Annotated in this window: 21 protein-coding genes; 7 read left to right on the top strand and 14 right to left on the bottom strand. The window is 67.7% G+C overall.

Translation table 11 applies throughout. The features are described 5' to 3' along the window. Nucleotides 1-398: 398 nt before the first annotated feature. Nucleotides 399-980 (bottom strand): hypothetical protein, encoded by a 582-nt coding sequence (locus I2501_RS28170; RefSeq protein ID WP_196197061.1) that lies wholly within the window; start codon nucleotides 978-980, stop codon nucleotides 399-401. Between the two features lie 38 nt (nucleotides 981-1018). On the opposite strand from I2501_RS28170, the gene I2501_RS28165 reads away from it, so the two are divergent. Beyond that, entirely contained in the window at nucleotides 1019-2713 is a 1695-nt protein-coding gene (locus I2501_RS28165; RefSeq protein ID WP_196197060.1) for an ISL3 family transposase, read from the top strand. Nucleotides 2714-2750: 37 nt separating this feature from the next. Here I2501_RS28165 and I2501_RS28160 read toward each other — a convergent pair whose 3' ends face one another. The 8 genes from I2501_RS28160 to I2501_RS28125 all read right to left on the bottom strand — a co-directional run bounded on the left by I2501_RS28160 (nucleotide 2751) and on the right by I2501_RS28125 (nucleotide 10418). Beyond that, complete coding sequence (locus tag I2501_RS28160; protein ID WP_196197059.1) at nucleotides 2751-3191, bottom strand: hypothetical protein; 441 nt, start codon at nucleotides 3189-3191, stop codon at nucleotides 2751-2753. Nucleotides 3192-3330: 139 nt separating this feature from the next. Then, a complete protein-coding gene (locus I2501_RS28155; protein ID WP_196197058.1) occupies nucleotides 3331-4143 on the bottom strand; it encodes an ExeA family protein in 813 nt (270 codons plus the stop codon). Further along, nucleotides 4140-4370, bottom strand: a complete 231-nt coding sequence (locus tag I2501_RS28150) for a hypothetical protein (RefSeq protein WP_196197057.1) — start codon at nucleotides 4368-4370, stop codon at nucleotides 4140-4142. The genes I2501_RS28155 and I2501_RS28150 overlap by 4 nt, the downstream gene beginning before the upstream one ends. After that, the gene (locus I2501_RS28145) at nucleotides 4367-5704 is read right to left on the bottom strand and encodes a DDE-type integrase/transposase/recombinase (RefSeq protein ID WP_328806686.1); all 1338 of its coding nucleotides are present in this window, start codon (nucleotides 5702-5704) and stop codon (nucleotides 4367-4369) included. Before I2501_RS28145 ends, I2501_RS28150 begins: the two co-directional genes overlap by 4 nt. A 1989-nt stretch (nucleotides 5705-7693) precedes the next feature. Next, nucleotides 7694-8053, bottom strand: a complete 360-nt coding sequence (locus I2501_RS28140) for a hypothetical protein (RefSeq protein ID WP_236047315.1) — start codon at nucleotides 8051-8053, stop codon at nucleotides 7694-7696. Nucleotides 8054-8186: 133 nt separating this feature from the next. Next, complete coding sequence (locus I2501_RS28135) at nucleotides 8187-8528, bottom strand: hypothetical protein (protein ID WP_196197056.1); 342 nt, start codon at nucleotides 8526-8528, stop codon at nucleotides 8187-8189. A 336-nt stretch (nucleotides 8529-8864) separates the two neighbouring features. Further along, complete coding sequence (locus I2501_RS28130; RefSeq protein ID WP_196197055.1) at nucleotides 8865-9128, bottom strand: hypothetical protein; 264 nt, start codon at nucleotides 9126-9128, stop codon at nucleotides 8865-8867. Nucleotides 9129-9515: 387 nt separating this feature from the next. After that, nucleotides 9516-10418: a phosphorothioated DNA-binding restriction endonuclease gene (locus I2501_RS28125; protein WP_196197054.1), complete on the bottom strand. Its 903-nt coding sequence runs from the start codon at nucleotides 10416-10418 to the stop codon at nucleotides 9516-9518. Nucleotides 10419-11322: 904 nt separating this feature from the next. On the opposite strand from I2501_RS28125, the gene I2501_RS28120 reads away from it, so the two are divergent. The 3 genes from I2501_RS28120 to I2501_RS28110 all read left to right on the top strand — a co-directional run bounded on the left by I2501_RS28120 (nucleotide 11323) and on the right by I2501_RS28110 (nucleotide 17783). Further along, nucleotides 11323-15360 carry an AAA domain-containing protein gene (locus I2501_RS28120; RefSeq protein WP_196197053.1) on the top strand — a complete coding sequence of 1346 codons (4038 nt, stop codon included), beginning with the start codon at nucleotides 11323-11325 and terminating at the stop codon, nucleotides 15358-15360. Continuing rightward, nucleotides 15357-16205, top strand: coding sequence for a hypothetical protein (locus tag I2501_RS28115; RefSeq protein ID WP_196197052.1), 849 nt, complete (start codon nucleotides 15357-15359; stop codon nucleotides 16203-16205). The genes I2501_RS28120 and I2501_RS28115 overlap by 4 nt, the downstream gene beginning before the upstream one ends. 204 nt (nucleotides 16206-16409) lie before the next feature. Continuing rightward, complete coding sequence (locus I2501_RS28110) at nucleotides 16410-17783, top strand: hypothetical protein (RefSeq protein WP_196197051.1); 1374 nt, start codon at nucleotides 16410-16412, stop codon at nucleotides 17781-17783. Between the two features lie 285 nt (nucleotides 17784-18068). Here the strand turns inward: I2501_RS28110 and I2501_RS28105 are convergent, their stop codons facing one another. The 4 genes from I2501_RS28105 to I2501_RS28090 form a co-directional block, all read right to left on the bottom strand. After that, entirely contained in the window at nucleotides 18069-18236 is a 168-nt protein-coding gene (locus tag I2501_RS28105; protein ID WP_196197095.1) for a hypothetical protein, read from the bottom strand. 14 nt (nucleotides 18237-18250) lie between these two features. Then, entirely contained in the window at nucleotides 18251-19201 is a 951-nt protein-coding gene (locus I2501_RS28100; RefSeq protein WP_196197050.1) for a helix-turn-helix domain-containing protein, read from the bottom strand. 3 nt (nucleotides 19202-19204) lie between these two features. Beyond that, nucleotides 19205-20425: an IS256 family transposase gene (locus I2501_RS28095; RefSeq protein ID WP_196197049.1), complete on the bottom strand. Its 1221-nt coding sequence runs from the start codon at nucleotides 20423-20425 to the stop codon at nucleotides 19205-19207. A gap of 86 nt (nucleotides 20426-20511) precedes the next feature. After that, entirely contained in the window at nucleotides 20512-20691 is a 180-nt protein-coding gene (locus I2501_RS28090; protein WP_196197048.1) for a hypothetical protein, read from the bottom strand. A gap of 511 nt (nucleotides 20692-21202) precedes the next feature. Here I2501_RS28090 and I2501_RS40965 point away from each other — a divergent pair. Continuing rightward, nucleotides 21203-22072 (top strand): substrate-binding domain-containing protein, encoded by an 870-nt coding sequence (locus I2501_RS40965; RefSeq protein ID WP_408022791.1) that lies wholly within the window; start codon nucleotides 21203-21205, stop codon nucleotides 22070-22072. A gap of 335 nt (nucleotides 22073-22407) precedes the next feature. After that, a complete protein-coding gene (locus tag I2501_RS28080; RefSeq protein WP_196197046.1) occupies nucleotides 22408-23259 on the top strand; it encodes an abortive infection family protein in 852 nt (283 codons plus the stop codon). A gap of 80 nt (nucleotides 23260-23339) precedes the next feature. Here the strand turns inward: I2501_RS28080 and I2501_RS40370 are convergent, their stop codons facing one another. Next, the gene (locus I2501_RS40370; protein ID WP_268926996.1) at nucleotides 23340-23462 is read right to left on the bottom strand and encodes a hypothetical protein; all 123 of its coding nucleotides are present in this window, start codon (nucleotides 23460-23462) and stop codon (nucleotides 23340-23342) included. A gap of 493 nt (nucleotides 23463-23955) precedes the next feature. On the opposite strand from I2501_RS40370, the gene I2501_RS28075 reads away from it, so the two are divergent. Beyond that, nucleotides 23956-24171 carry a hypothetical protein gene (locus I2501_RS28075; protein WP_196197045.1) on the top strand — a complete coding sequence of 72 codons (216 nt, stop codon included), beginning with the start codon at nucleotides 23956-23958 and terminating at the stop codon, nucleotides 24169-24171. Nucleotides 24172-24183: the final 12 nt, after the last annotated feature.

The raw sequence follows: 24183 nt of genomic DNA, 5'->3' as shown, positions 1-24183 counted from the left end.
GACATCTGTCCGAGTCGGGACGACAGGATTTGAACCTGCGACCCCTTGACCCCCAGTCGAGTGACCATGTCACAATCCCCCTCAGTATCCACGTTATGCACGACGTGCGCGTGCGTCAAGGCGCAGATTCGCGTAGTTCGTGCACAGGAGTGCAGGGTGTGTGGTCCCCAAGTGGTCCCCAGTGGCGGAGGCGGATCCTGGAAGGGCACTGTCTCGACTCTTGAGACGGAGGGCTTTCGTCCACTTTCCTGTCAGGCCCTGCGCTGGTTACGCAGCGTTGCTTTGAGTGGTCTTGGCCGCTGGGGGCGGAGCCTGTAGGGCTGGATAGCGCGGCATCTGTGCGGCCCAGAGGTGGCGGGGGTGCGGGTTTGCACAACGCGTTGCTCCCGTCTGGAGCCTCATCGTGCGGTTGGCGGTTCAGGGCGGTTGAGTGCGAAGACCCCGGTGAAGCGGTTGGCCAGGTCGAGTGCCTCCAGTGCGATCTTGAGCACGGGCGTGCCAGCCGCGTTCGCGGAGAGTTCACGCTGGCACTTGTCGCGCAGGACCGGCCACAGCAGCTCCGCAAGCCTCACCTTGTCCTCGCGCAGCCGCATGCGCCCCAATGCGATCTTGATGTCCTGGTGTTTTATCCGGGCGGCCTGGAGCTCATGCCGCAGCAGGCTCTCCCAGACCGGGACGTCGGCGGGCAGTCGTTCCTGGTGCCGGGCAATGGTGGTGATGGCGGGCACAAGTTCATCGTCGTCGAAGTTGGCTAGCTCATACGTATCGGGGCCCCACACCCGAATGTTGACCATCAGGTCCAATTCGTCCTGGCCGATACTCGCGTCCTGGTATTCAACTTCTTCGCGGATGCACTGCTGCAGAGCACGGCGCATCCTTGCGCGCAGCTCCTCGGTGGCGAAGAGATTCTCCTGGTTGTTGAGTGCCGTTGAAAATGGGTCTGGCCGCAGTTGCGTGAATGTGCTGGTCGCCGCGTGCATGAGGAATCGTTTCTGCGCGGCAGCCTCCCGCTATGGGCGTGTGTGCGATCGAGGATGTGCTGTTTCCCGGGCTCGATGTGCAGGTTGAGCAACTCCGCCTGGGCGACGGGCTGGTGGAGGTCGAAGCTGCTGCCTGCGGCCGTCCGCCCATCTGTCCGGACTGCGGTGCCACCGGTCGCCGGGTCCACTCCTCGTACTGGCGGACGCTAGCCGACCGGCCCGTTGGCGGCGCGGCAACCTCGGTCCGACTGCGGGTCAGACGGTTCTTCTGCGACCGGAGCAGATGCCGGCGCCGCACGTTCGTCGAGCAGGTCGAGGACCTGACCCGCCGGCACGAGCGCTCGACCAGCGGGCTACGGACCTGGTTGGCCGTGGTCGCGGCCGAGCTGGGCGGACGACCGGCTGCCCGCCTGTGCCGGAAGCTGAAGGTCATCGCTGGCAGAACGCGGCTCCTTCGTCTGCTCCAGGCCCCAGTAGTGCCCGAGCGAGCGCCGCGGGTGCTCGGTGTCGACGACTTCGCGCTGCGCAAGCGCACCAGCTACGCGACCGTGCTGGTTGACATCGAGGCCAGCCGCATCATCGACGTCATCCCGGGCCGGGACAGCGAGGCCCTGGCAGCCTGGCTCGCCGCCCACCCGGGCGCGGAGGTCGTGTGTCGCGACCGCGCGGGCGCCTACAGCAAGGCTGTCCGGCAGGAAGCTCCGAACGCGCTGGAGGTCGCTGACAGGTTCCATCTGCTCATGAACCTGACCGACGTGCTGGAGAAGGTTGGGCACGAGCACCGCTCCTGCCTGCGCAAACATGCCGAGCAGGAAGCCCGGCTCGCCGCCCCGCCGGAACAGGTCCCGCTGTTCCACTACCCACAGACCGCGCTGCTGGAGCGCATCCGGCACTGGCACGCCGACGTTCACCAACTCCACGAGCAGGGCCTGACCGTCGCTGCCATCGCGCGCCGTCTGGACCTGCACTGGGCCACGGTGAACAAGTACGTCAAGACGCCGCTGGAAGACCTCCTCGCGGCCGGTGCGAACCGGCGCCCGGACGGCGTGCTCGACTCGTTCAAGGCCTACCTGCTCCAGCGCCAAGGAGAGCTGGGCACCGACGCCACCAGCAGCCGCCTGTACCGCGAGCTGCGCGAACGCGGCTACCACGGCAGCTACCGCACCGTGCGCCGCTACGTCATGAAGCTTGCCGACGGCCACGCCGACCCGGTCAACACCAAGGTGCCCACCCCAACCACGATCGCCGCCTGGATCACCCGGCCCCGCGAGCAACTCGCCCAGGCCGACTCCGACGCGCTGCTGTGGGTCCGGCTCGCCTGCCCCGACCTCGCCCGGGCCTGCGATCTGGCCTGGGCTTTCCTGGAAATGGCCCGCTACCTGCGCGGCAACCTCCTGCTGGAGTGGATCCGCGAAGCCGAACGCGACGCGCCCGCCCCGTTGCGCTCCTTCGCCAGCTACCTGCGCCAGGACCTGGCCGCCGTCACCGCTGGCCTTACCCCTCGAATGGAGCTCCGGCAAGGTCGAGGGCCACGTCAACCGCATCAAGACGATCAAGAGGATGATGTACGGCCGCGCGACCTTCCGGCTCCTCCGCCAACGCCTGCTCGCTCAACCTTGATCATTCACGCAACTGCGGCCAGACCCTTGAAAATCGTGATGCGCTTGCCATTGAGCATGAGCACGTTGGTCCAGCAAGACGGCCCGCTGGAGCTGTCCAGCGGGCCGTGTTGATCTTCATGGTGTCACTGTGATGCTCACGGTGCCGTACCTACCCGAGTCCGCAGCCGACGCTCACTTCTATGGCCGTCAGTCGGCCGCTTCGGAGATCCGCTGCCTCAGTGTCGGAGAGATGCCATTCCTCGGGCGCGGAGCGACCGCGGCGGAACTTCGAAACATCGAAGCGGCAAGTCCCGGGGCCTTCGAACTGCCCGAGGGCCACGAGGTCGAGCAGGTCGTTCGGTTGAGGCGTTATCCAGGTCACGGGACCGGTGTGGGTGATTTTCAGTCCTGGACCGGACAGTAGCTGTGCCGGGTTGCCCGACTCGGTGGGTCCCACGTAGTCGGCGATGGTGTTCGTGGTGCCGGGATAGGACTCATCTCGGATGAGAACGCGTCGATAGCCGTGGACCGAGAGCTGCTCGGTGTGTTTCCGTGCGTCTGACTCGTCGCTCCCGAGGGAGGCGACCGCAGCGGCTGCGACGCAGAGCATGCCCAAGCCCGATAGCCACCACCAGTGCCGAAAGGATCGGCCAGGGGGTTTCAACTCATGCCTCCCACGCGGTTCCAGCGTTATGGCGCCGGGAGGCACGACGTTGACGGCGAGCCTGGCGGTTCCGCTGGCGGAAGGGTCATTCGGCGGTGACTTCGGCGACGGCGGCTCTGGCGCTGGTCTCGTCGACGCTGGGTTTCCCGTCGGCGTAGGCGGAGAGCAGGGCTTGGACGGCGAGGTTGTTGACGGCCCGGGGATAGCCGCGGGCGGTGTCGTGGATCAGGTTGATCGCGTCGTCGGTGAACAGGGTGTCGCTGCGGCCGGCGAGCGCGAGGTGGTGGGTCAGGTAGGAGGCGGTCTCCTCGCCGGTCATGGGCGGCATGTTGTAGCGGACCTGGATGCGCTGGTCGAGGGCGGCGAGCATGCCAAGCTTGATCTTGTGCCGCAGGGTCGGCTGGCCGATCAGCAGGCAGGCGAGCGGGCTGTTGGAGTCCATGTCGTGGTTGGTCAGCATGCGGACCGCTTCGAGTTGTTCGTGGTCGAGGAGGTGGGCCTCGTCGATGATCAGGATGGGGACGCGGCCCCTCTCGGCGTGTTCGGTGGCCAGCAGGTCGGTGGCCTGCGGGATCAGCGTGGACTTGTGCGGGCGGGGGACGCCGCCGAGCGCGGTGACGATCGCGTGGTGAATCCCGGCGACGCCGACCGCAGGGTTGGCCAGGTAGATGACCTTGTGGCGGGGGTGGTCCAGTTGGGCGAGGGACGCGCGGACCGCGACGGTTTTCCCCGCGCCGACCTCGCCAGTGATCACTCCCAGGGCGCGTTCGCCGATGCACCAGGTGATCCTCGCGACGGCCTGCGCGTGGGCGGAGTGCCGGTGCAGCATCGAGGTGGCCAGGCCCCTGCCGAAGGGGGTGCGGGTGAAGCCCCAGTGGGCCTGCAGCGTGTCTATCAACGCCCGTCCATCCTCTCCAAGTGGGTGACACAGTCGTCCTCTTCGGCCGCGGCCTGGTCGGCCCGGCGGTGGAAGCAGACCGCGAGACGCAGGGCGGCCCCGGCGGGCCGGTGGTGGTCGAGCCGGAGCCCGGCCAGGCGCAAGGTGCGGTCCAGCAGGCGGCGGGCCTGGGCTTCGGTGTCGGAGAGCTTGTCGAGCCGGTCCTGGACCGGATTGGTGAAGGTCACGGCTCCTCGCTCAGGTCGACGGCCTCGACCGGTCCGGCCTGGCCGGGCAGGAAGACCTCGTAGTTGATCCGCTGGCCGAGTTCCTTCGTCCAGGCGGTGTCGATCAGGCGGAGGTAGTCGATCCCGCTGGCCGGGGCCGGCTCGGCGGCCGGGGTCTCGGGCTTGGCCTTCTGGTGCGCGTGCCGGGTGATCTGGTGCGGGACCGCGATTCCGAACGAGCGCTGCTGGAAGCGGACCTCGATGTCGGTCAGGTCGAAGGGGTCGAAGATGAGCTCGACCTGCCGCCCGACCAGGGACGGGTCGACGTTGTAGGTGTTGTTCTGGAGCGAGACCGTGGCCGTCTTCGTCACCCTGCGGAGCTCGGACCAGCGGAACGCTTCCCGCAGCTGGTCCGGTGTCGGCATCGGGAACGGGGCCCCGGCCAGCCAGCGTTCCAGCGGCGGCTGACCGGTCTCGGAGTGAACCCGGCGGTGGTAGACCTGTTCGACCCAGGCGGTGAAGAGGCGGTTGAGAGTGGCCAGGTCAGCGACCTTGTCGGCGTCGACCTCGACGAGGAACTGCTCGCGGACCGTTCGAAAGAAGCGTTCGATTTTTCCTCTGCCCTGCGGTCGTCCGGGGGTGGAGTGGATCAGCTTGATGCCGAGCCTCGCGCAGGCCCGCAGCAGGGCGGAGTCCACGAACGGCGAGCCGTTGTCGACGTAGACGCCCTCGGGGACGCCGCGGGACGCGAGCGCAGGCCGCAGCGCGGCCGCGAGCCGGACGCTGTCCTCGGCCCCGCCCCAGCGGTGCCCGACCACCGCCCGGCTGTTGTCGTCGACGAACGCGAAGAGATAGGCCTTGTGGCCTGCGATCTTCGGGCCGTGGAGGGCGTCGCCGACCCAGAGTTCGTTCGGGCGGGACGCCTCGAACCGGCCGAACGCCTCCGGGGGCTGACCGTCGGGGAGGCGTCGAGCAGCCAGCCTTTGCCGATCTCCCGGCCGATGCGCGGCGCGATGTTGTACCGGGCGATCAGGTGCGGGCTGACCTTCGAGCCCTTGGTGAGCTGTACCCGCACATCCTGAGGGATCCGCAGGCCAAGTTCGCCGAGCAGGCGGGGGACGTGGAAGAGCTCGGTTTCGCCCTCGACCAGGAGGAGGACCTTCGGGTACGGGGACAGGCCGAGTTCGGCCAGAGTCCGCTCCAAAGTCTCGGCGTCCTGGTGGCGTGGGGTCAGGCGATCGTGCTGAGCACTCCAGTAGCCCGTATCGGTCAGGTCCGGCAGGGGATCGAGATGCCCGCCGATGGCCAGGTCCTCGTGGGCGCGTAGGAGGATTTCCGCAGCTGCCCGCCGCCACATGTTCTCCAGCGGCAACCCGCGCAATTTCGACCAGCCGCGAGCGTAGTTGGACTGGCGAACCAGGGGCAGCCACGCCTGCAGCGGGTCACCATGGGCCTGGGCCAGCAACTCGTCCGCCTCAGCGGCCAACCGCGTCGGATCGAAGCCCGCGCGTGCGAGCAACTCCGTTGTGTCCACCGACGCTCTGTACCGCCGCAGGCCGCTCTCGTCCTCGCCCGGAGCCAAATGAAGCTGCCCCAGCACTCCGGGAAGGTAGTGGGTCGACAAGGCGCACAACGTGATGACCACCTGCCGTTCAGCGGTGAAGGCACGGCCGTCGGGCTGGCGGAAGCCCTGCTCGGCGAACTCCAAGCGGTTCAGTGCGCGTCGCAGCAGGAGCAACTGCCAGGAGGAGTAGACGAACCCGTTCCACCAGCCGCGGTCCTCGTCGGCCGGCCGCGCGTATGGCCAAGCGGCTGAGTAGCCTTCGGCGGCTGCGTCCCGAATCCTGCCCTCGGCGGCGGCTTCCAGGACCCAGCTCCTGGCGTTCATGCCGAAGGCCTCGGGTGCCGTGACCGCGATGCGCCGACCCTCCACCGGCGTGTCGCTCACCCGGAACAGCGGGACAAGCAGCCGACGGTTGTGCAGGCGTTCAAGCGCTTCCAAGGATAGTTGGTGTCCGAGTTCGTCGGCGCGCCGCAGGAACTCCTCGGACGTCAGCAGGTCGTCCTGACTGAAGACGTAGGGCAGTGCAAGGAGAGCCAAAGCAGTGCCTGCGGGCGGGAGGCTGGAGGGGCCTTCGGCGGGATCCACCGCCCCAGCATACGAACCGCTCCCGCTTCATTGAGAGTTCTGGGACGCTGGCAAGCAGCCGATGATGGCGCTCAGCCCCCAGAGGGGGAACGCGAGATCCGTCACTTCAGGCACTGCACGAGAGCCGTGCGGTAGGTGCCGGGGAGGTTCACCTCCCTGGTCGCTGCCGTGATAAGCCCGGGGGCGTGGGTGGCAGACAGAACCTCCCGGAGGAGCAATCTCCCGGCGTAGCCAACGCGCAGCGGGACGTTCACACCGGCCGAGCCGGGCGCTGAACACCTGCTGCGACGAGCCGCGGCCCGATGGCAGATGCGGCCCAACCGTGATCAAGACGCCACTACAGCTCCACCGACGGAAATCATGCTGGAGGGGAACAGATGAGCCCCCGCTATAGACCCTATCGGCCGAGACGGTCCCTGGATGCCCACAAAGCTGTCCGGAGGGAGAGCTCTGACGCCGCATCGACCCCTGGCACACCGGCTGCCACGAGAGGTCCTTGGGTCGATCTCTTACAGACACGACTGCAAGCGTTCTACCTGTACGAACACCAGCCGCTCACCCGTTTGCCCCGGATACCACCTGGACGGCGGCGCCGGAACTTGCTCCAGGGCTGCACACCAAGCCTGGCGGACCGGCCACGCGGGCACCGCCTCCACGGGCTACAGCCTGGCCCGCTCGGGTTGACGTGCCGCGGGCACTGGTGGTCGTCGGCGCCTCCTGCCGGGAGCGCCGGCGACCAGGAGGTCCCACTCCGGATCCGGTCGCCCGGGCACCGTGCGGCCCAGCTCCTCCCACGCCGGAGCCATCGTCAAATACAGCGGCGTGTCACTGGACTGCCCGCCGCCTAGTGAAGACGGGCGGCCAAATCGGTTCCGCAGAGGTCACGCCCCGTCAACGAGTCCGCCCCGCGCCACGGCACGGTTGTCCGCCGCTCGGGTGAGCGCGCACCGCTGACGGTGGCGGTCAACCGGATCAAAATGATCAAGCGTCAGATGTACGGCCGGGCCGGCTTCGGCCTCTTGCGGAAGCGAGTCCTGCTGGCCTCCTGACGGGAGCGGTCACGACCCCTGCCGGAGTCGCTCCGCAGCCTGAGCAGGGGTGTCGTAGTAGTCGGGCCGCGCCAAGAGGACCGAGGTGAAGTAGTAGCCCTGCTCTTCCTCGGGCTTGTCATCAGCTGCGAACGGGCGCCAGAAGCTCAGCAGCCGGTCAGAGGCAACGAAAGACGCCGGGTCGTCGGGTCTGCCTGGATCGTGGTGTGCTCGCCCATGCGCTGCACCAGCTCCTGGCCCGGGAGCGCGAACATGTCCAGGCCCCGGAAGATGACGCGGTCTGTCTGAGTCGACGGCCTCCCGAGCTCAATGGCTTCCAGCATTTCTCGCGTGCAGTGGATGCTGATCATCAGTCCGCTGGGACGGAAAACATGCTGCCCAGGCCGGTCCGATTCCGAGACCGCAGAGAGGTCGCGGAGCGAGTCCAGCGCAGCGTTGGCGGCTTGGTGAGTCATGCCGATCTGCAACGGCCCAACGCCGTTTGGTGGGGCGAGGTCGAAGTCCACGCGGGCATGATCCCAAACAGGTCTGTCAACGAGTTACGTAGCGCCATCCAGCTCTGATTCGTTACAGATCGTGACGGCTCCACAGAAGTTGGACCAGAACCGAAACTCGTGAACAGAGCCAGGCCCGGAAGACTCACCGCCCCGCGCCCAGGCAGGGACCGCTGCCGCATGGATTCGCCCCCGGACGAGCTGGCAGCCAGCCTGGCCACCACGGAGGGAGGCCTTGCGGGCAGTGCGCCGCCTGGTACATCCCGTCTCTCGCCGAGACGTTGAGCATCAGATCTGTAGCCAGTACCCCGGTCAGCAATACCGAGGTGGCCAACAGGCAGGCGCTGATCCTGAGTAGCCTGCCTCGTCGGTGCGCCAGCCGCCGCGCCAGCCAGAAGCCCATGGGGAGGCAGAGCGAGTACAGCAGCAGCCAGCCAAGGTCTTGGAAGATGAAGGTGCGCGGGGAGTCCGCCATGTCGTTGGCCATGGGCCAAGGAGCGGCGTAGCAGTATGTCCAGGCGTCTGCCATCAAGTGGGTGGCTGCTACCTCCACCGCAAAGCCCACGACCAGCCCCGCGAGGGCTATGGCGCATCCGATCGCGCAGCCGCCGGCATGGGCAGGCGCGTCCTCGTCGTGGATCCCCTGTCCGTCCATTCCTGAGCGGACGCACCGCGTGTCACCCCGGTTCCCAACCCACCGCCCACGACGCCTTCTGGACCGACTGCCCGTATGCGTGCACTTCAGCTGGTGGGGTGATTCCTCCTTGATCGGGCAGCTTTGCCGGTACTCCTCCGGTGGGCGATCGGGGAGGGACCGCCCCACTCAGCCAGACACGCGGCTCGCGGGCCGACGGACAACGCTGAGTGCCACGATCCCAAGTGCCTCCACCGGGAAGCCCACCATGGACACGTGCAGAGCCAGAAGCGCCATGCCCGACCAGATCAGGACCGCCGCCGCTGATTCCCGACTCAACTGCAACGTGGAACGCCGGCTCGCAGCAGGACGAATCACCTGACGACCGGTGATCACCTGCAGGAGATTGACCAAGGCCCCCAGGTCGGCGATGCACGCCAGAGCTATCCACATGCGCGGGAGCATAGGGCCGAAGTAAGATCCGGACCAGTGACGGACCAAGGCTGAGATCCATGCACCCTGGAGCCATCCGTTGCAGGTCAGAGGGCAGAGGTGGACCCGGTACCGGCTCACTCACGCAGCCACCTCAGCACGACGCCAGCCTCGCGACCGGCCGGAGGTGGCAAGACCACCCGTTCAGGCGACAACAGAACGGATATCACCTCACATTCCGCCCTCTCAAACGCGGGGGTTGGAGTGGATGGGGTGGTGTGCGCCTGGGTTGTGCTTCGTGCCCCTTTGCTTGGTGCATAGTGGTCAAACTTGGTCGTGGCCCTGGTGTGCTGCGACGCCGCGTGGGTGACCCGCCAGCGCCCTGACCGAAAGCCTTGGAGTGGCTGGCTATGGCACGGCAGTCAGTCGGGAACGCGGGAGTCCATGGAAGACCTGCTGGGCGTGCCATGCTCGGTGCCGGGGATGGATGCGCTGCACGCCTGCTTGTGGACCGAGGAGAGAGCGGCCGGCCAGGTCGATCACCTGCCGTCCAGCGGGGCTGGTCGAGACGAAGTGCTGGGAGACCATGACCGTGTGGTCGTCCGCGAGGCCGAGGACGCCCTTGTCGAAGAGCTTGTGGTGCAGTGAGCACAGGCAGAGCCCGTTGTCGACTGAGTCGGGGCCGTCGAAGGCCCACCAGCGCACGTGCGCGGCCTCGAGTCCGACCGGGACGGTGCCGATGCGGCCGTCGTAGCCGCAGAAGGCGCACTGGTACTCGTAGGCGGTCAGGACGAGTTGACGCATCCGGGCGTCGCGCTGCCGGGAGCGTGGCCGACCGGGCAGGGCGGCGGTCTCGGCGGGTTCCAGTTCGAGGCCGACGGCCTGGCACAGGTCGTCGTGCAAGGAGGGTGGGAAGTGCCGGTCCAGCAGGATCCGGGCCATGCGGGGGAGCAGTGAGGTGTCGTGGCGCAGCGAGGTGCGGAGGTTTTCGGCGAGCCGGCCAGTGGCGCCTGACGCGCGCAGCTCGCGGACGCCGGTGCCGGGACTTCCGGGACCCCGGGTGGTGTGCACCTCCCAGACCCCGTCGTTGACGAGATGGTGGAACGGGTACGCCGGGCTGGTCCGTCTGCCTGGCCCGTACTCGACGAGCAGGTCCGCGAGTGCCCTCTCCACGGTGGTGTAGGGCAGTTCGCTGTCGGGGTCCTGCTGGAACCGGGCGAGGGCGTAGAGCAGCAGCAGTGGCTTGTGCGGTGCCCGGACCCCGCCCGCGCTCCACTGGCGCAGCCGGGCGGTTCGCTCAAGCCAGTCCATGGACCATGATCGTAGGGCCCTGCGCGGTTGACCGTGCGTAATTTGCTGTCGGAGAGCGTCAACGTCCGGGGTCGGTGGGCCTGGAGATGCGTGGGGCCAGCGGCGTCGATGCACTTGGTGACCTGCAGCAGTGAGTTCTCGCAGGGCAGATCTGCCGTTGCCGCGGTGGCGGGGGTTGAGCGCCCATTCGGACCGGTAACCCGAAGGGGCGGCCTCGCCTTCAGCCGACGTCATCCTGGGGAGGCCAAGACGGGCGCCATCGAAGACGGCGGAGCCCGGACCTGAGCAACTTCGATGAGCGCCGCGGCCACAGTGGGGATGCGGCCGAACCGTGATCAACACGCCGTTACCCGGCCCGGTAGGAGCTGACTTGGTATTTGCGCCAGGGATGCACCGGATCAGGACATCGTTCGTGGACCGCACGTCCGTCCTGGAGAACTCCCCCATTCTTGAATGTTCGCCACCAGACGACAGGGAGTGATGGGTGAGTTCCTCCACGCGGCATGCGCGCGACCCAGAGGTCGTCGCTGCGACGACGCAGTTGGTCAGCTTTCTTCGGGAGTTGGTGCAGACCGGTACCCGACGGGTGCGGGACTGCCGGGACAAGTCGAGGGAGATTCTCTGGCTGGCCGACTTGCCGGAGGATGTGGCCCGGCCACGTGAACGCGAGGACGGCCTGGTGTTGTCACTGGACTTCGTTCCTCCGGCCGCGCCTCCTGAACTGCCCGCCGTCCTTGAAGGGTGGGTGGATCCGGCGGCGGTTGGCGATCCGAACGCGGGGGACCCTCCCCTTGCGGGGGAGGGGCCAGCGGTACAGGGCCAGCCTCAGGACCCGGTGCCAACTGGAGGGCAGCTGGTTCCCCGACATGAGGCGGCCGAGCAACTCTCCGTCTATACAACGTGGTTGGCCAAGTGGCGGCGCTGGGCGGAGGCCGAGCGCACGGACGCTCCGCGCCGGAACCTGTACGAGGCGCTGTACGCGTGGCACCAGGTGCTGGCAGTGCAGGACGACCAGCGTGAGCTCGTCATCGCGATCGGCCTGCTCTCGTTCGAGGACCCCGCTGGAGGGCGCGTGTTCCGGCACATGCTCACACAGCGGCTGCACACGGCCGTCGACCGGCGCACGGCCCGACTAACGGTGCGACTGGCCCCGGAGGGCGCACTGCGGGTCGAGGACCAGGACTTCCTCGACAGCGACGACGGATGGGATCCGGAGCGAGCGATCGCGGTGGGGGAGGAACTGCAGGCAAGGTCCCCACACCCGCTGGGAGAAGCCGTCCTCGAGCAGCTGGCGCAGTGGCAGGAGCGCGCCCTCGCACGGCCCGTGGTGTTCACCGCAGTCTGGGAGCCGCCGGACAAGGCCGCGGACCCGGTTGCGCGCCTGACCTACGCGCCCGCCCTGGTGCTGCGGCCACGCGACCGCAAGGCACTCCTCCGCGTCTACGAGCAGATCGGAGCGTCGATCGCGTCGGAGGCGTTCGCGCCCCTGGGCATGGCGCAGTTGGTCACGCCGTTCAAGGGCGACGAGCGCCAGACCTGGACCGGTACTTCGCTGGAACCGCTGCTGGGGGACGACCCGCTGTTCCCGTTGAAGACGAACGCCCAACAGCGGCAGGTCCTGCGGCGACTGGAGAAGGACACCGGGGTCGTGGTCCAAGGGCCGCCGGGAACGGGCAAAACGCACACCATCGCGAATCTGACAGCTGCGCTCCTCGCGGAGGGCAAGCGTGTCCTGGTCACCAGCGCCAAGGACCAGCCACTGAAAGTCTTGCTGGAGAAGCTCCCACCGGCGGTGCGGGAGCTGTGCGTTGTCCTGCTGAGCGCCACCAGCCGCGACGGTGCCAGCGAACTGGACCGGACCGTGAACGCCCTGATCGACCAGGTCGCGGCCGTAGATCCTGAGACCGTCACGGCCACCGTCGAACGCCTCGCAGCTGAGCGCAACCGGCTGCGTGGCCGCATCGAACTGGTCACCGATCGGATCGTTGCAGCGCGGGTGGCGGAGACCGAGCACCATGTGGATGTAGCCCTCGGCTACGAGGGAACCCTCGCCACCCTCGTGTCCCAGGTACGCGAAGAAGCCGACGAGCTGGACTGGATCGGGGCCCTGGCAGACCAGGCCCCGCCCGTACCCCCGCTCGGTGCCGCGGAGGCCCGCGAGCTGCTCCTCCTGCTACGGGCAGGCGCGATGAAGGAGAACAATCCCGGTTGGCTCCCCGCCCCGAGCGATCTGCTGTCAGCAGAAGGGGCCGACAACGCGATCCAAGCAGCCCGTTCAGGGGACAGCGGCCTGGACACCGCGGTCCTACGGATCCGTGCCGCATTGGTGGCCTTGCCCACCGCCGTCACTGACGAACTCGCCCAGTACCTGTCCGAGGCTCTGAAGTCACTGCACCGCCTCGGACTGCCCGACGACCCTGCCCGGTGGCCGAACGACCACTGGCAGACCCGCGCCCTGGGGGAGCGCCTTGCCCGCCGGGAGACCTATGTCTGGCAGCGAGTAGCGGCAGTTGGCCCCGACTTGGAACAGGCACGCAGGCTGCTGGAAGCAACCGGCATCGCCACCGTGACCCTGCCCGAGCCACTCACCCAGGACCGGGCAGCCAGCATCATCCACTGCGCGGAAGAACTGCGGAAGTTTCTGCGAGAGGGCGGCAAGCTGCGGCCACGCTTTCCCACAGCGGTCCAAAAGCGCACACGGGAGGCTCTCCAGACCTGCACCGTCGACGGGCTCTCCCCGCAGAGCCTCGACACCCTCGACACCTTGATCGCCCACGTGCGCGCCCACCGCGACGTCCTCGCCGCCACCGCTCGCTGGAATGCCGCCGGTGTGACCTGGCCAACCGCAGACGCCCATACTCAGCTGGCCCGTCTGGTGGAACACCACGAGCAACTCGCCGCGATCGACGCCTTCGCCCAGGTCCGCGAGAGCGCCGATTCCCTCCTGGACCGACACGGACTGCGCATCCCGCTGAACACCCCGGACGAGTGGCACCACCTCGTCCAGGCCGTCGACGCTCTCGGCCCGTACCGCCGGGCCGAAGCCGCCGACCGGGAACTCGACACCCGCGAAAGGGAGTTGCGTGCCCATCCCAACCCGGCCCCGACCGCCATCGCTCTGTCGGACGCGCTGCGCGACCGCGACACCAACGCCTACGCCGCAGCACTGCACATGCTCCGGGACGCACACGACTCCGCCGCATCCCATCGCCGCTGCCTCGAACTCCTGGCCACCCTTCAGCAGGCACACCCCCCGCTCGCCGACCAGCTCACCCGCGACCCGGGATTGCCGGCCTGGGACGAGCGACTGACCCAGCTGGGCCCCGCATGGGCCTGGGCAACCGCGTCCCGCTTCCTGACGCAGCAGCGCACGAACGGCCTCGACCACCGGCTCCAAGCCGAACTCACCCAACTGGACCAGCGACTCGAAATCGTCACCGGAGACCTGGCTGCGGCACGCGCCCGCGCCCACCTGATCGCCAGGATCACCCCCGACCAACGCTCCGCCCTGCAGGCCTACCGCTCCCACATGACTGCCGTCGGCAAGGGGAGCGGTCGGCAGACGGCCCTGTACCGCGCAGCCGCACGCGGCGCCATGAACGTGGCCCGGGACGCTGTGCCCGCCTGGGTGATGCCGATCGGCCAGGTTGCCGAAAACCTTCAAGGACACCGTGACGCCTTCGACGTGGTCATCGTCGACGAGGCCAGCCAGGCCAGCATCGACAACCTCTTCCTGCTCTGGCTCGCACCGCGCGTCATCGTCGTCGGCGACGACAAACAGTGCACGCCATCGACAAGCGCCCTCGGCCCGCTCCAGATCGTTCAGGACCGGCTCACCGCCTACCTGCCCGACCTGCCCCCGCACCTGCGCCAGCTCTACACAGCCCACTCCAACCTCTACGGGCTCCTCACCGTGCTCTTCCCCGAGACGATCCGGCTGACCGAGCACTTCCGCTGCATGCCGGAGATCATCAAGTGGTCCTCCGACCAGTTCTACGACAAGTCCCTCGTCCCGCTACGGCAGTTCGCCGGAGACCGGCTGCCGCCCCTGGTTCCCCACTACGTACCGGACGCCGTCGTGGCCGGACGTGACCAGCGCATCCACAACGTCGTCGAAGCCGAAGCCCTCGTCGACCACCTCGCGACCTTGATGGACGACCCGGCCTACAGCGACCGCACCTTCGGCGTCATCGCCCTCCAGGGCCACCAGCAGGTCCGCGTCATCCAGCAGCTCATCAACGCCAAGATCCCCCACCCTGCCCAGCAACAACACGCCCTGCGCGTCGACACCCCCTCAGGATTCCAGGGCGACGAACGCGACGTAATCCTCCTGTCGATGGTGGTCACCAACCCAGGCCGGATCTGGGGCGGCAACCTGGGCGAGCAGCAGCGCTACAACGTCGCCGCCAGCCGGGCCCGCGATCAGATGCACCTCTTCCACTCCGTGCCCCGCCACCGCCTCAAGCCGGACGACCTGCGCCTGAAGCTCCTGGCCCACATCGAAGATCCGGGCGCGGCCTACGACAGCCAGGACCTGGGACCCGTCCACCCCGACCGCCCGCACCGGGTGTTCGACTCTCTCTTCGAGCAGCGTGTCTACCTCGCGATCACCGGCCGCGGCTACCGCGTCGTGCCCCAGTTCCCGGCCGGGGGCAAGCGCATCGACCTGGTCGTCATTGGCGCCCACGAACGCCTCGCTGTCGAATGCGACGGCGACTACCACCACTCCGAGCCCGACGACATCCGCGAGGACCACCAGCGCGAGCGCGACCTCGAACGCGTCGGCTGGCAATTCTGGCGCGTCCGCGACAGCGAGTTCCGCCGCGACCCGGACTCGGCGCTCGCCACCCTGTGGCCACTCCTGCAAAGCCTCGACATCCAGCCGAAGCCGACTGGCGAAAACCCGAGCCCCACCGCGACTTCCACCGGAGGAACCCAGTGACCGACACCACCGCGCCCGAAATCACCCATCTCGACGTCGCCACGGTCAAGGAACTCGCCCGTGTCATCTGCGGAGACGACGACCTCTACTACCGCACCGGCCGCGACATCTCCGAGTTCCTCACCCGCGCAGGCTGGGAACACGTCCCCGCCTACGAGGGACAGTACCGCCGCGAATGGACCGTCGAACTCCTCAACGAGCGCCGCCACTTGCCCGGCCAGCTGGAGAAGGTCCTGCTGCGGCTGGCCGAGCCCCGGGAATACCTCGACGAACCCGAGCAGCTCGCCGGCGTCGTCACCGCGATCAACACCTTCCTGATCCACGAAGGACTACGCATCGTCACCCCCAGCGGCAGGCCCCGCATCATCGCCTGCGACCCCGCACTCGCCGGTCCCGGCCACCACGCCCCCGCCGAGTTCCGCGGCACCCTCGCCGACATCATCACCGACCCCCGCGCAGCGCAGGTCCTGCAAGCACGCATGGACGAGGCACAGACCTGCTATGAAAACGGTGCCCACGTCGCCGCGATCATCATGCTCGGCAGCCTCCTCGAAGGCGTCCTGCTGCGCGCCGTCCTGGAACGTGACCCCGCACTGCTCGGCAACGCCAAGGCCGAGCGCATCTCCCTGGCTGAACTCATCAAGCGCTGCCACAGCGCTGGCTGGATCGACGCCGACATCGAGAAGTTCTGCCACGAGCTGCGCGAGTACCGCAACTACGTCCACCCCCGCCAAGAGATCGACGCCACCCACACACCCGACCGCGACACGCTCAACGTGTCCTGGCAGGTCGTCGGCGCTGTCCTCAACGACCTCCACGCCACCCGGCCTGACACCACCCCCTGACCACCCCGACGGGCGACTCAGTCTCATGAATTGGGACGGCCGCGGTCACTGTGCTGGGACCTCGCCGACCAGTACCTCGGGCCGCCGAGCGTGGCACCGCGGCAGGCCCGCAGACACGGCCCGAATGCGCCTCACAACGCACGCACAGCCATCGAAGACTGGATAAGGAAGGCACTGTCGATGACCGCACAGACCGACCGGATCTTGGCCGAACTCGCCGGCACCACCCGCATCCACGTTCACTCGACCCCACAGCTGGTGCTGGACACGGACAAGGCCGCCACCAGCATCGACAAGGAACGCGCCCGCAAAGCTAAGAGCAAGGATGAAGTGTTCCGAAAGCCGCTGATCGAGCCGCTGCCCGGCGCCGAACGAGACGATCTCAGGCTCACCACCTGGCAGGCGCTGGGCACTCTCGCCAGGTCCAGCACGCTCGCCCGCCACGGACAGGGACGGGGACTGGCTGAACACTGGCAGTCCCTCAAGTACTGCCGAGCCATGACTACCCCCAAGGACGGTCATCTCCACCTGAGCTCCAGCGGCGAAAGCCCCGAGCAGTTCCACCGCGGTAACCAGGCACGGGAACTCGGACGCGCCTTCGGCCTCGCCCTGGCCGAACGGACCGTCCGCCTGCACCACCCCGACCGCCTCATCACCACGATCGACGCCGAAGCCGCCCTCCTGCCGGGCTTCGCGCGCAGCGACAAGCAACCCACACTCGGCGCGTGGCCCCGCCCCGACTACCTCATCGAAGCCTGGAAGCCCGACGAGCCCTCGATCGTCTACGCCGTGACGGTCAACGGCAACCACCAGGTCGCCACCCCGCGCACGGGCAAGGCCCAACGCACCACCTTCCGCCAACTCGCCAGGGCCAGCGAACGCGTCGAACACCTCCACATCGGATCCTGGAACAACACCGGCTGCTTGCTGATGTCGACCGAGCTCCTCGCCCCGGCTGGCATCACCGTCCACGCCCTGCGCGCGCCGGGCAGCGCCCTCCTGCGTAACGCGCACCTTGACCTCCAGGACGGCACCGACATTGACCGCCGCCTCAAGCGCAGCCTGAAGTACGTGGACACCGTCCGCGTCCCGGGCCCGGATACCGACCCCCGCGAGCATTGGCACAACGCCTTCCTCGTCCCGGGTAAGGAACTCGGCTGGTTCGCACAGGTTCTGGCGGCAGCCGGTGCCGCAGGCCAACTGGCCTGGGCCGGAGCCGGACGGGAGATCAGCCGCTATCTGACGGCCGTACAGGGCCGCAAGCGCTACCAGGAAAACACCTTCGCCGGAGCGGCCAGCGTCCGCGACGCTCGCCACACCATCGGCGGCGAGCTCTACGTCGGCACCGACCAGGTCTTCCGGCTCGACGGACAGCGGGTCGAGGCCTTCTCCGGGATCTCAGAGAACCTCTACAAGCTGCTGGAGGCGGGGAAGGTGGAGGAGTATCGCCGCCGCGCCTACGAATCACGGGACTCGTGGCCAGGCGGAACCACCACAACCGGCTGGGGCCCCACGTCCTTCCGCGAAGACGGCACCGTCATGGCGCTGCGCCGTGTTCCCAAGGGTCAGCGCGCATAGTTTGGAGCCTAGAGCTAGGTATTGCCAGGGGCCTTCAACGCCGAGGAATCCAGGTTGAGGTCGGTCGCTAAGGCCGGCAGGCAGCGAGCCGCGCAAGGAGCTCGGTCTACCGCAACTTAGGCACCACCAACTCGAGTTGTGGTTCGAGGTCGTGGGCACCGCCTTGTGAAGCCATGCCACCCGGGTTCCCGGGTGGCAGCTCCAGCCGTGAGAGTAGCGAGAGCGGGCCCCACGGCACTGGGTGCTCGACAGTGGGCGGGCGGAGCTGTACACCCGCCCACGTGTCTATCGCTGGAGCCACCAGAAGAGCAGGCCGACGGTGCCGGCACCGGCCGCGTATCCGGCGCCGTTCACGGCGTTACGGAGGGCGGCCCGCCCGTAGCGGCCCAGGGTGGTGCGCCAGCTGGAGGGGTGCCCCTTTGGCTCGGGTGGCGTCTGCGGGGTGAGTGCCATGTTGGTGCTCCTGGTCACGATTGAACGGCCTTGCGCTGTGTCTCCCGCTGGACGCGGCGGTCCTTCTCCCTGGTCTCGTGGAAGTAGAGCACTTCGCTGACGTCCGCGATCCGTACCTGGTCGCGTTGCGACTGGCGGCGAAGGGCGCTCGGTTCGGTGGCAGAGCTTGGGATCCTGCTGGCGTTGACGGCTTCCCGAGCTTGGCTTTCGGCTTGCTGCCACAGCTTCCGAATCTGCTCGGTGTCCCCGCCGAGAGCGTTGGCCAGGAATTTCACGTCGCCCCAGTGCGGCACCGTCGTGGCGCCCCTGAAGGCCGCGTATCGAGTTTCGATGAGGCGCCGGCGCGTGGGCAGCACCTGGGTGTCCAGTCGGGTTCCGCCGGAGCGGATGTGGAGGATCTCCATGGCAGTGCGCAGGACGTGCATAGCCTCGGACGCGCCGGCCTCGGCTGGTAGCAACGTGGGGCGTGACGACTTGTCACGCAGTTTCTCGCATTCCCATACAGCGCGGAGTTCGTTGAGGTCGGCGCCGAGAGCTTGGCCAAGCCGCTCCGTCAGGCTCCAAGACGGCAGGCGGTCACCGTTCAGGACACGTGACAGGAACGAGGGCGAGCAGCCCACACGCTCAGCGAGGGTCCGCTGGGGCATTCTGGACCGTCGGGCCATTGCGGAGAGCTCGGGCGCGAGCCGGTTGAGGGAGAGGCTGCTTGATGTGGCGGAAATCGTCGCCAGCTCGGCAGGCGTTTGGCCGGGGGGACCCGGGCCATCGGTGAGCCTCTCGCCGGTGCGGCGATGTCGAAGTAGCTGCCCGAGGCGGTTGGCGACTTTGGATGGGGCGAATGTCTTGCGCACCGTTTCCGTGCTCTTGCCCAGGAGCTTGGCGATCTCTTTCCAGGAAGCGTTCTGGTAGGAGGCCCGGGAGACCAGGGTCGTGTCCCTTGGAGTGGTGTAGCGGTCGTGTGCCAACGGTTAGGCGGTGGGCGGTAGTTCACCGGGACTGTGCTGGGCCGGGTGGATCTTCTCCATGCTGCCTTCGGGCAGGTAGCGACGCGGGAAGGCGATCCATTCGTCGTGCATCTCGAAGAGCACGGCGGTGACCAGTCGCAGGAGTGCGTCGTCGTTGGGGAAGACCTGGACGACGTCGGTGCGGCGCTTGATCTCCCGGTTGATCCGCTCCAGGGGGTTCGTCGACTGGATCTTCTTCCAGTGCCGTTCGGGGAACGCCGCAAAGGCGGTCAGGTCGTCCTTGGCGTCGATCAGCATCTGTCTGACCTTGGGGAACTGCTTGCCGAGCATCTCGGCGACGGTGTCGAGCTGGGCACGGACGGCTGCTTCGTCGGGCTGGGCGAAGATCGTACGGATCGTCGCGGCGACCATCTCGGCGGCCTCCTTCGGGATCACCGCGAAGACATTGCGCAGGAAGTGAACGCGACATCTTTGCCAGGCCGCGCCGAGCATGACCTTGCGGATCGCCTTGACCAGGCCGGAGTGACTGTCGGAGAGCACCAGGCGGACCCCGGACAGGCCTCGCTCGCGCAGGGACCGTAGGAACTCGGCCCAGAACGCCTCGGTCTCGCTGTCGCCGATCATCAGGCCCAGGACTTCGCGGCCGCCGTCCTCGGTGATGCCGGTGGCCACGACCACGGCCCGGGAGACGATCTGGTGGTTCACCCGCGCCTTGCAGTACGTGGCGTCGAGGTAGACGTAGGGGAAGCGGGTGTGGTCCAGCGGCCGCGTGCGGAACGCGACGAGCTGTTCGTCCAGGCCGGCGCAGATCCGGGAGACCTCGCTCTTGGAGATGCCGCTGTCCGCGCCGAGGGCCTTGGCCAGGTCGTCGACCGATCGGGTGGACACGCCCAGGACGTAGGCCTCCATGATGACCGCGTACAGCGCCTGGTCGATGCGTCGCCGACGTTCCAGCAGTACGGGGAAGAAGCTGCCGGTGCGGACCTTGGGGATGGCCAGGTCCAGGTCGCCGGCCTGCGTGGTCAGCACCCGGTCGCGATGGCCGTTGCGCCAGGTCGTGCGGGCATCGGTGTGCTCGCCCGGCTCGGCCCCGATGCGGGCGGTCGCCTCGGCCTCGATCAGCTCCTGCAGGATCCGCTGGGCCAGGACCCTGATCAACTCAACTCCGTCGGCCGTACGCAGTGACTCCATCAGGCGCAGTAAGTCAGACTGGGACAAGGCCATCGCGCACCCTCCTGGTGAACTCGCCGTTCTACCAAGAGACTTGCGCGGTGGCCGCCCCATGGCCAGGGGCTATTCCAAGATCCCTGCTACACCACTCGGCGGGACGCCATCGAGACCAGGGCATCCATCACGCGGTCGAGCGTCTTTTGAACCTCGACCAGTTGCGGCAGCGTGTCGATGGCACGGCCGTCGTCCTGGTTGATGCAGCGCGTCACCTGACGCAGTCGATCATGCACGTCCTTGATGTGCTCGATGGTCAGTTCCATCTGCTCTGCCTGGAGTTCATGTTCCGCGGCGGCGCGGGCCCGCATGGGCGTCCGGGGTCCGTCACGGTGCCGATGCCGGGCGCGTTCGGCGGCGGCAGCCTGGCGGCAGCGGGTGCCGCAGTAGAGGGGTGGGCGGCCAGTGGCCCGCCGCAGTACCGGAAGTCCGCACATCCTGCACGTACCTGTGGCGTTCATCGGTTGCTCCCCGGCATCTCCCGTCGGAACGCGCGGCGGAGTTTCGTCGCCGCCGCAAGGTATCCGTCCGCCGTTCGATGCCCTCGCTTGCTGCGCTTCGGGAAGCGGAAACAGGCTGCGTTGTGGCAGGGGAGAAGGCTCCGCTGCCTGTCCCGCTCGCGGACAGGTGCCCGGAAGGAAGTTGGAGCGGCGGTGCGTGAAACGAACCAACTTTGCAGGTGCGTGCCGGTTTGGTTCATCGAGTCGTGGGTTTCGTCGCGACCGCTACGGTGGTACCCATCGGTGGGGCGCTGCGGCAACTTGCCTGGTGGCGGCCATGGGGAGCCTGGCAAAGGAGTCCTCCTGGTTGTCGGAGACAAAGGGCGTGCGGGCCCACTCAGCGGTTGGATCAGAACCGCTGGGCCCGCCCGCCCTGCTTGATCGCGACCGTAGCCTCACGCTGAGTCGCAGGCGAACCGGCACATATCGCCTATCATTTCGCTTTTTCTGCATATGCCCAGGGAGTCTGCACCGAAGAAAGCGAAACATTGCCCGCTCCCGTTGCGGAAAATTGCTCCAGCGCGCACGGCCTGCTAGTGGATCCGCGCAACCACCTGCAGCGACTGCACCCCAGTTCGCGGACTGTGGCCCGCCGCAGCCGACTTGGGCACCTAGCCGCAGTAGTGTTATCGCATTCTTGAGCCCTGCGGCTCGGACGCACCCGCGTCTCCACCGGGCCAGGAGCTGGGCCTCGGTCGCCCTGCCCGCACGCACCACACTCGTCGACCTGACCGGCGCAACCAGCGAGGCCAGGCTCGGGGACACCGCCCGCCTGGCCACACGGCACACGCTCACCATCCCGGACCGGCCGGACGCGCTCCTTGGGCTCTGCCTCGGCTCCGGCGCTGGCACCCGGCGCGCCGCCCACGAACTCGGCCGCCGAGTCCCCGACGACTTGCTGATCCCCCAATACATCCACGAACCAATCGCTCCAGGCGATCGACCCCCCCCGATCACGGCCACGGACATGTTCCCGCGCCTGCAGGCCAAAGCCGCCGTCGACATGCTCCTCGCCTTCCTCGACGGCGAGCATCTCTTCCCCCGTCATCACCCCGGTCGACCTACGCTTCCGTGCCAGCACCCAGCGCACGCCCCCGAAGAATCCCTAACTCGCGCCTTCCTGAACCCGTCCACCCCGCTGCGGTAGGCCCGACCGACTCCCGGCGGCCTCCAGGCCGGCCCCGATCGCCACCCGCACCTTCACTTCCCCCGAGCAGGGGCTGAGTTGAGCAACCCACCGGCGGCCCGATCGACGAACCCCGCGTCTGCCGCTCCGCCGACGGCCGAGTCACCCAGCTCCTCGACCAAGCCGTCCACCACAGCCACCACCTGAACCTCGGCATCCGCGACCGCATCGATCGGCCGGCGGAGCGATGATGGCCTGCCCTGCCGACCGCTCCGCATGAGACGTTGGCCCTGTCGCAGCCCGGGGAAAGGCGAAAATGGTCGGACTGGCGGGACGACGAGCAGTAACTTCGGAACATGCCCTCCGCCCGCCCAGATCTGATCAGCCCCGCGACTCGCAACGCCTTCAGGTCGCTGTGCACAGACATCCTGGTCCGCTATATCCACCAGTATTGGCAGGCGCATGGGTTCGCTCCTGTGGCACCGGAGGAGCTTCGGTACGAGGACTCGGGCGTTCGGCGCACCGCGTTTCAGTCGTACGCTCAGGCCGTCGACTGGTCCGATCACGACCACATCGACAGGGCCCTGCTGGTCTTCGAAGACCTGGTTCTCCACTGCAAGCGCGAGGGTTGGACCGGGACCTGGCTCCAGGAACTGTCCGTGCCCCTCGAACGCGACAGGGTTCTCATCGATGGCAGTGGGCGTCTCTCCTGGGTTCGCGCGCCGCTGCGCACCCAGGATCTCAGTACGCTGACGGACCCTTCGGGCATCCTCGTTGAACTGCACCGAGTGCAAAGGAACCTGGCCAGCGATCCCGCCGCAGCCATCGGCAGCGCCAAGCAACTCATTGAGGCCACGGCCAGGACCGTCCTGCGCGAACGCGGTCTGGAGACCGATGAAAACGCCAAGATCCCCGCGCTGGTGAAACAGGCACAGAAGGCCCTTCGTCTCGACGCATCGTCAGTGACGCCTGGGCCTGACGGAACGGACGCTATCAAGAAGATACTCGGCGGCGTCTCTGCGGTGGCAGTCGGCGTAGCTGAGCTACGCAACCGCGGTTACGGCACAGGGCACGGGCAGGCGAGCGCTCCCTCCGGCCTGGGGGTCCGTCACGCCCACCTTGCCGCAAACGCGGCAATCACCTGGTGCGAGCTGCTCCTAGACACGCTCAACGATCCGGAGGCACCCTGGCGCAAGGATGGCACCTGAGAATCCGAGAGCACCGGAAGCGCGGGCTCGTACGCAGCACCGAATCAATGGAAGCATCGCCGATCAAGGGTCTCACATCGTCATGGCTCAGCCACGTAAGCGTGCATGGGCCGGTCTTCACCGAACGGCGTGAACCAGTCGCTGACGACCATGGGAGTGATGCCGAGCTGCGCGGTGGCGGGGTCTTGGTCGATGCCGTCCATGGCCGGGTCGTATAGCCACTCGTGGTCCTCGTATGCGTTCTCCTGGACGGAGTTGAGGGCTTCGGTGGTGCCGGGGGTGAGGAGGCCATAGAGGTCGAGGGTGGCCTCGGTGGTCTCCAGCCCGAGCCGGAGCAGGAATCCCCGGCCACGAAGTTCAGGTGCACGAAACCGGGCCCGATCACTGGGTCCGCTACAGGGATCACGTCGAGCAGGACCTGATCCCTGCCCTCGGGCTCATTGGCTGCCCTGGAGGATGACCATCAGCGGGCTTGGCCTTCGGGTGGCGGAGGGGTCCAACGCGTTGCGATCCTCGGTCGCCCTGGAGGGCGACCGCCACCTGCGACATGGGCAGGGTGATGCGATGCCGGTCGAGGATGCGATCCTCAGTCGGCTCGGAAAGTGACCGCCTCCTGGTCTGCGACGGCGACGCCCATTTCGGCGAGCATGTTGCGATCCTTGGTCACCCCAGAGGGCGACCGCCACCCCGCCACGCATGTACGACCTCGGCTTCGAGCACGCGTTGAGATCCTCGGTCGCCCCGGAGGGCGACCGCCACCACCACGCCAGGTCGTGGCGGATCGGGTCGGTGGTGTTGCGATCCTCGATCGCCGCGAAGGGCGACGTCACAGCTTGGTCGCTCGGCCGGCAGTACCGGACGTTGTTGTTGCGCTCCTCGGGCAACCTGGAGGGCGACCGCTACGCTGCCTGAGCAGCGGGCTCT

The sequence above is a fragment of the Streptacidiphilus fuscans genome (genome assembly GCF_015690355.1).
Taxonomy (GTDB): domain Bacteria; phylum Actinomycetota; class Actinomycetes; order Streptomycetales; family Streptomycetaceae; genus Streptacidiphilus; species Streptacidiphilus fuscans.
This window is presented reverse-complemented; position numbering and strand designations above follow the sequence as displayed.